The 12,031-nt window shown below is 71.0% G+C and carries 11 protein-coding genes and 1 tRNA gene; 1 reads left to right on the top strand and 11 read right to left on the bottom strand.

Translation table 11 applies throughout. The features are described from left to right. Nucleotides 1–69: 69 nt before the first annotated feature. The gene (locus tag QBE02_RS00100; protein ID WP_279366629.1) at nucleotides 70–1,311 is read left to right on the top strand and encodes a winged helix-turn-helix domain-containing protein; all 1,242 of its coding nucleotides are present in this window, start codon (nucleotides 70–72) and stop codon (nucleotides 1,309–1,311) included. A 39-nt stretch (nucleotides 1,312–1,350) separates the two neighbouring features. Here QBE02_RS00100 and QBE02_RS00095 read toward each other — a convergent pair whose 3' ends face one another. The 11 genes from QBE02_RS00095 to QBE02_RS00045 form a co-directional block, all read right to left on the bottom strand. Further along, nucleotides 1,351–1,920 carry a LemA family protein gene (locus QBE02_RS00095; RefSeq protein ID WP_056229986.1) on the bottom strand — a complete coding sequence of 190 codons (570 nt, stop codon included), beginning with the start codon at nucleotides 1,918–1,920 and terminating at the stop codon, nucleotides 1,351–1,353. Nucleotides 1,921–2,027: 107 nt separating this feature from the next. Further along, nucleotides 2,028–2,103, bottom strand: a tRNA-Leu gene (locus QBE02_RS00090). 286 nt (nucleotides 2,104–2,389) lie between these two features. Then, nucleotides 2,390–3,793 carry an NAD(P)/FAD-dependent oxidoreductase gene (locus QBE02_RS00085; RefSeq protein ID WP_279366628.1) on the bottom strand — a complete coding sequence of 468 codons (1,404 nt, stop codon included), beginning with the start codon at nucleotides 3,791–3,793 and terminating at the stop codon, nucleotides 2,390–2,392. Further along, nucleotides 3,790–5,145: a S8 family serine peptidase gene (locus QBE02_RS00080; protein WP_279366627.1), complete on the bottom strand. Its 1,356-nt coding sequence runs from the start codon at nucleotides 5,143–5,145 to the stop codon at nucleotides 3,790–3,792. Before QBE02_RS00080 ends, QBE02_RS00085 begins: the two co-directional genes overlap by 4 nt. After that, complete coding sequence (locus tag QBE02_RS00075) at nucleotides 5,142–5,660, bottom strand: DUF501 domain-containing protein (protein WP_056230150.1); 519 nt, start codon at nucleotides 5,658–5,660, stop codon at nucleotides 5,142–5,144. The genes QBE02_RS00080 and QBE02_RS00075 overlap by 4 nt, the downstream gene beginning before the upstream one ends. A gap of 44 nt (nucleotides 5,661–5,704) precedes the next feature. Next, nucleotides 5,705–6,322, bottom strand: a complete 618-nt coding sequence (locus QBE02_RS00070) for an FtsB family cell division protein (RefSeq protein ID WP_279366626.1) — start codon at nucleotides 6,320–6,322, stop codon at nucleotides 5,705–5,707. Between the two features lie 162 nt (nucleotides 6,323–6,484). After that, nucleotides 6,485–7,765: a phosphopyruvate hydratase gene (eno, locus tag QBE02_RS00065; protein WP_144785515.1), complete on the bottom strand. Its 1,281-nt coding sequence runs from the start codon at nucleotides 7,763–7,765 to the stop codon at nucleotides 6,485–6,487. A 96-nt stretch (nucleotides 7,766–7,861) separates the two neighbouring features. After that, nucleotides 7,862–8,530 carry an O-methyltransferase gene (locus QBE02_RS00060; RefSeq protein WP_279366625.1) on the bottom strand — a complete coding sequence of 223 codons (669 nt, stop codon included), beginning with the start codon at nucleotides 8,528–8,530 and terminating at the stop codon, nucleotides 7,862–7,864. Between the two features lie 31 nt (nucleotides 8,531–8,561). After that, on the bottom strand, nucleotides 8,562–9,353 hold the full coding sequence (locus QBE02_RS00055; RefSeq protein WP_279366624.1) for a cytochrome c oxidase assembly protein: 792 nt from the start codon (nucleotides 9,351–9,353) through the stop codon (nucleotides 8,562–8,564). Nucleotides 9,354–9,549: 196 nt separating this feature from the next. Further along, entirely contained in the window at nucleotides 9,550–10,380 is an 831-nt protein-coding gene (locus QBE02_RS00050) for an SGNH/GDSL hydrolase family protein (protein WP_347710268.1), read from the bottom strand. 127 nt (nucleotides 10,381–10,507) lie between these two features. Beyond that, nucleotides 10,508–11,953 carry an MFS transporter gene (locus QBE02_RS00045; RefSeq protein WP_279366622.1) on the bottom strand — a complete coding sequence of 482 codons (1,446 nt, stop codon included), beginning with the start codon at nucleotides 11,951–11,953 and terminating at the stop codon, nucleotides 10,508–10,510. Nucleotides 11,954–12,031: the final 78 nt, after the last annotated feature.

Below are 12,031 nucleotides of genomic sequence, written 5' to 3'. Positions count from 1 at the left end.
CGTCAGCCTACCGCCGCCCTCCGACATGCACCGCCGAGCATGTCGGAGGTGGCCGATACGGTGACAGACATGACCACGACGCTCCGTCGCGCCGACGCCCGCCGCATCGCCTTGGCCGCCCAGGGCTTCGCCCGCCCCCGGCCCGGCACCGTCGGCACCCGGCAGATCACCAGCGCTCTGCACCGCATGCGCATCCTTCAGATCGACTCCGTCAACGTCTTCTCGCGCTCGCACTACATGCCGCTATTCGCGCGCCTCGGCGCCTACGACACGGCCCTGCTCGACAAGCTGGCCTTCGCCCGGCGTCCGTCGTGGGTGGAGTCGTGGGCGCACGTCGCCTCGCTGGTGTCGGTCGACGACTGGCCGCTGCTGCAGTTCCGCCGCGACGATCTGCGGGCGAAGTACGGGCACGATGCCTGGGCCGAGGCCAATCAGCCCCTTCTGCAGTGGCTCCGCGGCGAGCTCGCCGACCGCGGCCCGCTGCGCCCGGCAGAGATCGATCACGACGCGCGCAGCGGGTCGCGTGGGTCGTGGTGGGGCTGGGACGACGTCAAGAACGGCCTGGAACGCCTGTGGCTGTTCGGAGAGGTGGCCATCGCGGGGCGGCGCGGTTTCGAGCGCCGCTACGCCCTGGCATCCGACGTCCTGCCCTCCGAGGCCCTACAGACCGCCGTCCCCCGTGCCCAGGCGATCGCCGAGCTGGTGCGCCGCGCCGCTGTGGCCTACGGCGTCGCGACGGCCGCCGACCTGGCCGATTACTGGCGCATCCGCGATCGTCCGGCGGTGATGGCCGCGATCCGCGATCTCGTCGACGACGGAGAGCTGATCCCCGTCGAGGTCGACGGCTGGGCGATCGCCGCTCGCCCCGCCAAGGCGTGGCTGCACCGCGACGCCGCGCGCCCCCGCAGAGTGGATGCCACGGCGATCCTCACCCCGTTCGACCCGGTGGTGTGGTTCCGCAACCGCGCCGAGCGTCTGTTCGACTTCGACTACCGCATCGAGATCTACACACCGGCCCCACAACGCCGGTTCGGGTACTACTCGCTGCCCGTCCTCGTCGGAGACGACGTGGTCGGCCGGGTGGACCTCAAGGCCGATCGCGCGTCGAGCGCCCTGCGCGTGCAGTCCGCGTGGTGGGAGCAGGATGCTCCCCGGGATGCCGCCGAGCGCGTCGCCGCCGAACTGCTCGCGGCAGCGCGCTGGCAGGGTCTGGACCGCGTCACCGTGTCGCGGTGGGGCGATGCCGCCGAAGAACTCGCCGGGGCTCTCCGGGCAGAGCGGCACGACCACCCCGATGGCCGTACGAACTGAAACGCGCCGCCTCTGCCGAAGCGGAAAGGGCGCGATTCGTCAGAACTGCACGCGGGGCGGTTCGGCGATCGCGGCGCCGTCGATGACCTCGAAGAACTCCCGCTCGTGGAAGCCGAGCTGACGGGCGAAGAGGTTGTTGGGGAACACCTTGATCTTGGTGTTCAGCTCGCGCACTCCGCCGTTGTAGAACCGGCGCGACGCCTGGATCTTGTCCTCGGTGTCGACGATCGAGTGCTGGAGCTGCAGGAAGTTCTGGCTGGCCTGGAGCTGCGGGTACGCCTCGGCGACCGCGAACAGCGACTTCAGCGCCTGCTGCATGTGGCCCTCGGCGACACCGGCCTCGGCAGGGCTCTGCGCCGAGAGCGTCTCGGCGCGGGCGCGCGTGACGTTCTCGAACACGGCCTTCTCGTGAGCCGCGTACCCCTTCACCGTCTCGATGAGGTTGGGCAGCAGGTCGGCGCGTCGCTTGAGCTGGACCGTGATGTCACTCCACGCCTCGTCGACGCGCACGTTCAGCGCGACGAGGGCGTTGTAGGTGGCCCACAGGTAGATGCCGGCGATGATCAGGATGCCGACGATCACGATGACCGGTACGAGCCACTCCCACATAAGTCCCCACACTCCGTTCGAGAGGTTGCCCTTCAGTGTAACCGCGGGCCGCACCGCGTTACGGGCAGTGGCCGGGACTCCCAGGCGATGTCCACGAGACGGAGCACTGGTACCCCCGGTGGGACTCGAACCCACACTGAAGCGATTTTAAGTCGCCTGCCTCTGCCATTGGGCTACGGGGGCCCGAGCCTCCACCGTATCGCGGGGCGGCCGTGCGCCCGGCGCGCGAGGTTCCTCACCCGTTATGGGGCGGCGAAAGTGGCCCCGGGGCGTCGTAGGTGGCCCCGGGGCCACGACGAGACGCCGCACCGCCCCGACCACGCACGCCCGGCACAGCCACCCCGACGCGCGGACCCCGCAACCCGGCGCCTCGACCGGCGAAGCGCACGACGGCGCGGGCACGTCGCCCCGCGGCATCCGGAAACGACGAGACCCCCGCACCCAGGGCGCGGGGGTCTCGAACGAGGGCTTACTTGGCTACGACGGGCTCGGCCTTCTTCTCGGCCGGAGCCGCGGGGGCCTCGGCGGCGGGAGCAGCCGGACGCGGACGCGCGGCGAACTCCTCGAACGCGGCGCGCGGCTTCTGAACGGCCTCGAGGTTGACGACCTCGCGACCGTGGAAGAAGTTCTGCATCCAGTCGCCGACCACGCGGAACTTGCGCTCCCACGTGGGCATGGCCAGGCCGTGGTACCCACGGTGGGCGAACCACGCGATGAGACCGGTCAGAGCGATGTTGCCCGACTGGAACGCACCGTTGTACAGGCCCAGGCCGGCGACGGCGCCGAGGTTCTTGTGGTTGTACTCCTTGGGCTCTTCGCCGCGAAGGACGGCCACGAGGTTCTTGGCCATGAGCTTGCCCTGGCGCACCGCGTGCTGCGCGTTGGGGACGCAGAAACCGCCGACACCGCCACCCGAGAGGTCGGGAACCGCTGAAACGTCGCCGGCGGCCCAGGCACCCTCGACGATTTCGTCGTCGGTTCCGACGCGCAGGTCGGGGCGGGTGCGGATACGACCGCGCTCTTCGACGGGGAGGTCGCTGCCACGGACGACCGTGGGGTTGGCCATGACTCCGGCCGTCCAGATGATCAGGTCGGTCGGGAGGTTCTCACCGGTGGAGAGCTCGACGATGCCGTCGACGGCACCCTTGACCTGCGTGTCGAGGTGCACGAAGGCACCCTTCTTCGCGAGGTCGGCGAGAACCCACTCGCTCGTCTTCTGCGAGACCTCGGGCATGATGCGCCCCATGGCCTCGATGAGGTGGAAGTGCGTGTCGTCGAACGACAGGGTCGGGTACTGCTTCAGCAGCGACGACGCGTAGGCACGGAGCTCGGCGAAGACCTCGATACCGGCGAATCCGCCGCCGACGACCACGACGGTCAGCAGACGGTCGCGCTCGGGGCCGGCCGGCAGCACCGACGCCTTGTCGAAGTTCGACGTGAGGCGGTCGCGGATGGCGACGGCCTCTTCGATCGTCTTGAGTCCGATCGCGTTGTCGGCGATGCCGGGGATCGGGAAGGTGCGCGAGACGGCACCGGCGGTCACGACGATGTGGTCGTAGCTCTGCTCGAAGGTCTCGTCACCGGCGATCGGCGTGATCGTCGCGGTCTTGGTCGCGTGCGAGATGCCCGTGATCTTGCCCGCGATGACCGTCGTGCGCTTGAGGTGGCGGCGAAGGCCCACCACGACGTGGCGCGGCTCGATCTCGCCCGCAGCGACCTCGGGGAGGAAGGGCTGATACGTCATGTACGGCAGCGGGTCGACGAGCGTGACGTCGGCTTCGTTACGGCCGAGGAGCTTCTCGAGCTTCCAGGCGGTGTAGAAACCTGCATAGCCCCCACCGACGATGAGGATTCTGGGCACGGTAGTGGTCACGATGTGAGGGACTCCTCGTTTGTGGTGCGGCTCGGCTCGCGGGAGACGCGCGCCTGTCGGATTCGCCGGGCAGCAGCAGTGACACCGAGCGCAATCATTATAGCGGCCAGTGTGGCGGCACCGAGCGGCAGCGATCCGTACAGAACGCTATCGCGAGACGGTAGCAGGGGCGAGCCCGCCGCCGGCGCGGCTTCGATCGGCGGCAGCGGGGGGATGACGACCGGGGTCGAGCTCGGCTCGGGCGACGGCTGCGCGTCCGCCCGGCGGTACAGCCGGATCCATTCCTCGAGGCTACCCAGCGGGTTCTCCGACACGGTCTCGACCCGCGCCGACACGGCGGCCGCGGCATCCACCAGACCGTATCCGTAGAGCTTGTCGGGCCGCGCGGAGGCGCCCGCGGCCGGCTTCGCTGTCTGGATCAGGCGGTTGAGGACGTTGTCGGCATCCATTCCCGGATGCGCGGCGCGGACGAGAGCGGCGATGCCGGCGACGATCGGGGCGGCGCCACTCGTTCCGTTCCACTGCACCAGGGTGCCGTCGGCCGAGACGCCGATGAGCCGCTCGCTCGGGGCGGAGAGCCCGATGGTGATGCCCTGCGTCGACGCGTCGTTGCTCGCCGCGCCGGTCGGGTCGACGCCTCCCACGGCGAGCACCCCCGGAATGGTGGCCGGGGCGCCGACGCGGTCGGTGCCGCTCCCCCGGTTGCCCGCGGCCACCACGATCACGACGTCGTGGTCGAAGGCGTACTCGAAAGCGGTATCCCAGCTGGTGTCCCAGTCGAGGGTGTTGGTCGTCAAGGACATATTGATGACAGTCGCACCGTTGTCGACCGCCCAGCGGATGGCGTCCGCGATCTGGTCGGTGAAGGGCTTGGTGCTCGCAGCACCGAAGCCGACCGAGATGGACAGCAGCTCGGCTTCGGGCGCCACGCCGATCATGCCGCGACCGTTGCCGGTGCCGCGCGCCGCGGCGAGAGAGGCCACCCAGCTGCCGTGGTTCGCGTCGACGGCACCGACAGGGGTGCGTCCGTCGGCGGCCCCCACGCCCGAGACGTCGGTGCCACCCGCGACGGCTCCGTTGAACTCGGCGGGACCGCGCCCGATCCCGGTGTCGATGACGGCGATCTTCTGCCCCGCGCCGCGCGTCGTCTTCCAGGCCTCTCGGACGCCGTACTGGTCGAGCCAGTACTCGCCCGCCCGGACCGAGTCCGTCGGATCCTCAGGCACAGGATTGGCGGGCGCCTGCGGACTGACCGACGCCGGGACCGACACGGCCGCCGCGGGCATGGTCGTCGCGCCACTCAGCACCGTCACGAGAAGGACGGATGCCACGACGGCGACGACGCGCTTCATCCGCCGGTCCCGGGGCTTTCGCACTGGCACCGCTCGGGCGACCAGGTGCCGCGCGCGAGGGCGCGGTCGCCGATCGGATTGACGCCGGGGCCGGCCGCGAGCGCGTGCCCCGCCAGGGCGTGCAAGCACTTCACGCGCGTGGGCATGCCCCCGGCCGAGATGCCGGCGATCTCTTCGGGCTCGCCGTACGCTGCGCGGTCGCGGAGGTAAGCCTCGTGGGCCGCGCGGTACTGCTGTTGCAGCTCTTCGTCTTCGGCGAGCTCGTCGGAGAACTCCTTCATGACGTGCCCCGCCTCGAGCACCGACATCGCCGCCGTCGCGGCGGGGTGGGTGAGGTAGTAGAACGTGGGGAACGGGCTGCCGTCGTCGAGACGCGGCGAGGTCGCCACCACGGTCGGATTGCCGCACACGCAGCGCGCGGCGATCCCCACGACGCCGCGCGGTACACGGCCGAGCTGCGACTGCAGGACGGCCAGGTCGGCGTCGGAGGCGGGGGGAAGCGTTGCGGTAGTCATCGACTCCAGGGTACCCGGGGTCTCCGACACTCCGTCGGGGCCGCTCAGCCGGCCGGGGCGTCGGGCGCGGGAGTCGGGTCCGGGACGCCGATTGTGATGTCGGGGACGGCGACCTGCGCGGCGCCCGACGAGGTGACCGAGCGGACGAGCTGCGCCATCCAGTCGGTACGGGTCTGCCCCACGTCTCCGCTGACGTCGTCCTGCTCCTGCGGTGTCGCCGAAGCGGGGAGGTCGTTGTCGATGAGGTACACGACCTCGCCGGGGAAGGTGTACCCGAGCCGCTCGCGCGCCTGTGTCCGGATGTACGCGGGGTCCGACCATCGATCGCGCTGGGTCTGCAGGTCGGCGACCTCGGACTGGCTCAGCTGCACAGCGCTCCGCAACGCCTGGATCTGCTGACGCTGGTCCATGTACGTCCCTACCGTCGGGACGAGCACGAAGGTCCCGAGCACGACCAGGCCCAGCATGATCACGACGAAGCCCGAGATGCGCACCCGCCCGAGCCACTCGCGCACGTCGACGCGGCGTTCCTCGGCCGAGGGGCGCACGGGCTGTCGCACGGGACGCGCGGGCGCCTTCGCCGAGCTCCTCGCCGCCTTGGGGCGCGACGTCGGAGCCTCGGATGCCGCGGGACGGCGGGGCGGCAGTGTCGGTCGCTCCACGGCATCCCTTCCGTCGTCATCCCGCCCGGCATTCGGGCCGCGAGTGAGTCTACGTCGCCGGCCCGGGGGCCCCTGGGGACGCGCCGGGTGCTCGGCATCCGTCCAGCGAAAACGACGAAGGAGGGGGAACCGTGCGGCTCCCCCTCCTCGATGGTCGGTCGATCAGCCCTTGAAGCGGGGGAACGCCGAGCGGCCCGCGAAGACCGCGGCGGTGCCGAGGTCTTCCTCGATGCGGAGCAGCTGGTTGTACTTCGCGACGCGCTCGCTGCGCGCGGGGGCACCGGTCTTGATCTGACCCGCGTTGACCGCGACGGCGAGGTCGGCGATGGTGGTGTCCTCGGTCTCGCCCGAGCGGTGCGAGAGCATCGAGGTGTAGCCCGAGCGGGTGGCCAGCGAGATCGCGTCGAGCGTCTCGGACAGCGTGCCGATCTGGTTGACCTTGACCAGCAGCGAGTTGGCGACGCCGAGGTCGATGCCCTGCTGCAGGCGCTTCGGGTTGGTGACGAACAGGTCGTCGCCGACGAGCTGGACCTTGGAGCCGATGGCATCCGTCAGCTTCTTCCAACCGTCCCAGTCGTCCTCGGCGAGGGCGTCCTCGATCGTGACGATCGGGAAGTTCGCGACGAGGTCGGCGAAGTAGTCGACGAGCGTGTCGACGCTCCACTCCTTGCCCTCGACCGTGTAGACACCGTCCTTGTAGAACTCGGTGGCGGCGACGTCGAGGCCGACGGCGATGTCCGTGCCGGGGGTGAACCCGGCCTTCTCGATCGCGCGGATCAGGAAGTCGAGACCCTCGCGGTTGCTGGGCAGGTCGGGGGCGAAGCCGCCCTCGTCGCCGAGGCCGGTGTTGTAGCCGGCCGACTTCAGCTCGCCCTTGAGGACGTGGTAGACCTCGGTGCCCCAGCGCAGCGACTCACCGTAGGTTTCGGCGCCGATGGGGGCCAGGAAGAACTCCTGGAAGTCGATGCCGTTGTCGGCGTGCTCGCCACCGTTGATGACGTTGAACAGCGGAACGGGCAGCAGGTGCGCGTTGGGTCCGCCGAGGTAGCGGAAGAGGGGAAGGTCGGCGCTGTCGGCGGCGGCCTTGGCCACGGCGAGCGAGACGCCGAGGATGGCGTTGGCGCCGGTGCGCGACTTGTTCTCGGTGCCGTCGGTCTCGATGAGGATCTCGTCGATGATGCGCTGCTCGCTGGCCTCGACGCCCTCGATGGCGGGGCCGAGCTCGTCGACGACCGCGGCGACGGCCTTCAGCACGCCCTTGCCGCTGTAGCGGCTCTTGTCGCCGTCGCGCAGCTCGTAGGCCTCGAACGCGCCGGTGGACGCGCCGGAGGGGACGGCCGCCCGCTGGACGATTCCGTCGTCGAGGAGCACCTCCACCTCGACGGTCGGGTTACCGCGCGAATCCAGGATCTCGCGCGCGTTGACAGCCTCGATAAGTGCCACGAAGGACTCCTCGTTGGTTCTTGGGTGGAGAGGGGGCGGAGCGTCGTCGGTCCGTGGTCGAGTCTAGTGACCCCGTCCGTCGGGCGTGCGGCCGAGTCAGGACGCGGTCGGATCCACCACGATCGCCACCGCCACCCCGTCCCACCCCTTCCGGTCGAGGGTCTGCAGGGCGGTGGCGTCGAAACGGGGGTCGGCGCCGAGCATCAGGACGCCGCGGCGAGCGCCCTGCACCTTGCCGTCGGGCGTGTCGGCGTCGGCGACCTCACCCCCGCGCACGACGTTGTCGAGCACCACGACCGTGCCGGGTCGGCCGAGGCGCGCGGCCCAGTCGAGGTAGGTCTCGTTCGATTCCTTGTCGGCGTCGACGAAGACGAGGTCGAACGGCTCCTGGTCGACGAGGGTCGGCAGCACGTCCGCTCCACGGCCGACGCGCACCTCGACCCGCTCCGCGACTCCCGCACGCGCGAGGTTGGCGCGGGCGATCTCGGCGTTCGCCGGCTCCGCCTCGATGGTGACGACCCGTCCCGTCTCGCCGACGGCCCGGGCGAACCAGATCGTCGAGTACCCACCGAGAGTGCCGACCTCGAGCACTCGCCGCGCGCCGGCGATCCGCGTGAGCAGGTGCAGGAATTTCGCGTTGACCGGAGCCACCTCGATCGCGGGGAGCCCGGCGTGGTGTTGGGCGGCGAGCGCGGCCTCTCCCGCGGGGTCGGCCCCGATGAGGGTCTCGGTCAGGAACGCGTCGACGTCTTCGTGGGTGCGCACTCCCCCAGCCTGTCGGCGTGCGAGCGGCGGGTCAACGCTCTCCGCGCAGGTGGGCGCGCGTCATCTCGTCGTACTCCTCGTCCGAAAGGTCGTCGAAGCCCTTGGCCTCGACCCGGTCACTGCGCATCCACCGGACCATGAGGATCACGAGGATCGGCACGTCGGCGAACTCGGCGATGAACCAGATCATGTCGCCCGCGAGGTGCTGGTCGTGCAGCAGCGAGGGCCACCACGACACCGCCTGCGTGGCATCCGGGATCAGATCCAGCACGTTGTCGTTCAGACGCATCAGCAGACCGGGCACCGAGTCGATCAGCAGCTCGACGAACGCGAGCAGGAACTCGATCGCTATGAAGGTGCCGGTGTGGACCGCGCCGAGCGCCATCATCGGCAGCACCATCGCGAGCCCGACGAGGGGCACCACGATCCCGAGGGACGCCTCGACCACCGGATTCACGCGCAGGATGCCGGCGATCGGGGTGAGGAAGAGGCAGAAGACCGCGGCGATGACGACGGTGGCGACCATCGCATTGCCGAAGACGCGCGTGATCCTCGACGCGAGGAAGCGTTCCCGGATGCCCGAGGGGACGAGGTCGAGCGGGCGCCCGGCCGCGATACCGGCGGGGACCGCGAAGATGAGCAGGGCGAGGCGCGTCGAGAACGCCCACCGCAGCTCTGCCGAGTACACCCCGAGGAAGCCGAGCTCGATCACCGCATAGGGGAGCAGCCCGAGCGCGAAGAAGCCGATCGTGCGCAGCACGGGCCAGGTCTCTCCGCGTCGGCGGACGCGTCGAACGCCCGAGAGGTAGACCGCGGATGCCACGAAGAGCACGCCGAGCGTGATCGGATCGGCGCGCCAGGTGCTGAGGAAGACATCGATGGGAGGCGTGGAAGAACGGTAGAACCGCGAGCTATGCGTCCGCCGGGGATCGGGGGCGGACCGAACTCCTGAGGTTTCGGCGCGCGTGGCGCCTGGGCCGCAGGAATCCGGCGCGGGACGTGCGCGCCCGATCAGCGATTCAGGAGTTCTGCTCGCTCGCGCGGTCCAGCACATCGCCGGCGCGCGCGCCGGGCCGACGCGCCGGTTCGAGAGCCGCGAGCACCGCCGGGAGCAGCGCGTCCGCCGTCCGCCGGTACCCGAGTGCGCTGGGGTGGAACCGGTCCTCGCTGAACATCTCGTCGGGTCGCTCGGCGAACACCGGACCGACCGCCCGCGCGAGGGCCACGACCCGGCCTCCGGCACGGTGGACCGCCGCGGCCTGGGCCGACGCCAGCTGCCGCGACGAGCGGGCCGCGAGAGCGCGCAGCGGCTGCGGGATCGCTCGGAGGGTCCCGAGGTCGGGACACGTGCCGACCACGACGGGTACCCCGCGCCCGCGCAACTCGCGAACGACCTGTTCCAGCTGCTCCGCCGAACGCGACGCCGGTATCCGGTGCGTCACGTCGTTCCCGCCCACGACGATGACCGCGGCATCCGGCCGGTACCCCTCCGGGAGCGCGGCGACCTGACCGGCCAGGGCCGAGGTCTCCGAACCCACCACCGCGGCGGTCCGCAGCCGCACCGGACGCCCGGCCTCGCGGGCGATGCCCTTCGCCAGCCGCGCGCCGAGCGTGTCTCGACGGTGTCCCGCGCCGAGACCCGCGGCGATCGAGTCGCCGAGCACGAGCAGCTCGACCGGCTTACCCGGGTGCTTCTTGCGGCGCCAGACGCGGTCGGCGTCGAGCGCCTGCTCGCCGAGGGGCTTGCCGATCCGGCGCCGGGCGATCGCCGCCTGGCGGGAGATGAGGGTCCGCAGCCCCACGGCCCCGGCGCCGGCGAGCGCGACGACCGACGCCGCGGTCAGGGTCACCGGTCGACGCGTTCGCATCCTCCGATGACACCCGCCCGCGGTGAACGAGCGGTGGACGCGCCGTGACGATGGGGAGACGTCGGGCTCCCGGCATCCCGTGAACACCATCGAGACGGGATGCCGCGACTCACCGCGCCGCCGACCGGCTCCGCGCGCGCAGGGCTACGGCGAGAGCGAGCACGGCCACCGCCAGCACGATGTCGAGGGCGAGCCCCGCGAGCAGCTCGGTGCGGCCGGCGACGCCGGTGAGCGTCACGATCCCTCCGATGACGATCACACCGAACGAGAGGGCGAGCTGCTGCGCGGTGCTGAACATCCCGCCCGACAGGCCGGCAGCCTCGACGGGCACCTCGCGCACCACGAGCTGGGTGAGCGGCGAGAAGATGAGCGCCTGCCCCACCCCGAGCACGACGAGAGCGGGCTGCAGCCACAGGCCGATGTCGTGCCCCCACCCGAAGACGAGCGTCACCGCCATTCCGACGAGCGCGACGATCTGCATCGAGACGCCGAGCACGAGGGTCGAGTCCCCGATCTTGGCCTGGATGCGAGCGACGGCCAGCGACATCGCGGCGAACACGACGGCGAACGGCAAGAGAGCCATCCCGGCCTCGAGTGACGACAGCCCTCCGGCCTCGACCGCGCGCGGGAAGACGTAGAGCAGGGCCGAGTACCCGGCGAAGAAGAGCGCCGCGGCGGCCAGGCCCAACTGCAGGGGCCGCAGTCGCAGCACGCTGGGCGGCAGCAGGGGGACCCGGCCCGAGCGTTCGATCGCGTTCTGGTGCATCCACATCGCCCCCAGAGACACCGCCGCGACGACCAGCGCGACCGCCACGGGCCACGACCAGTTCCAGACCGGACCGAAGGTCAGCGCCACCGAGACAGCCAGGATGCCGAGGCCGAGCGCCGCCGTGCCCACCAGGTCGATCGCGACGACCTCGTGCGCGCGGGAGCGCGGTGCCAGAGGGGCGAGCGAGATCGCGGCGACGGCGATGAGCGCGACGACCACGAAGACCGCGCGCCATCCCTCGACCGGCCCGAACGACAAGGCTGCCAGTGCCCCTCCCGCGACCTGGCCGACGGCGGCGCCGATGCCGCCGCTCGCCCCGAACGCGGCGATCGCGCGGGTGCGCGCCGCGCCCTGCGATGTCGCCTGGATCGTCGCGAGCACCTGGGGTGTGCAGAGCGCCGCTCCGACTCCCTGCACGATCCGGGCGGCGATGAGCGTCTCGATCGACGGTGCGAGGGCGCAGGCGATCGCCGAGATGAGGAAGAGCCCCATCCCGACGACGTAGAGACGGTGCCGCCCGAAGCGATCGCCCAGTCGGCCGCCCAGGATGAGGAGCACGGCGAACGGGATGCCGTACCCCGCGATCACGAGCTCGAGGGCGACGTCCCCCGCCCCGAACCGCTCACGGAGAGTTGGCAGGATCACGGTCACCGCGTTGAAGGCGAAGGTACCCGCCCCGGGCCCCAGGAGGAATCCGAGGTAGCGCCACGTGGGCACCTCGGCGGAGGCGCCGGGGCGGATGGGCACCGGAGCGGTCCCGGTGCCGGGGTGTGCGGAAGTCGTCATGGTGCCAGCCTGCGGGCCATCGCATCCTGGTACCAGGAGTGCGCTCATCCTGGTAGTGGCACCACTCCCCTCCGACGT

It is taken from the genome of Microbacterium testaceum, from assembly GCF_029761935.1.
In the GTDB taxonomy this organism is placed as follows: domain Bacteria; phylum Actinomycetota; class Actinomycetes; order Actinomycetales; family Microbacteriaceae; genus Microbacterium; species Microbacterium testaceum_A.
Note: the sequence above shows the minus strand (reverse complement) of the source record. Positions and strands in the feature narration are given on the sequence as shown.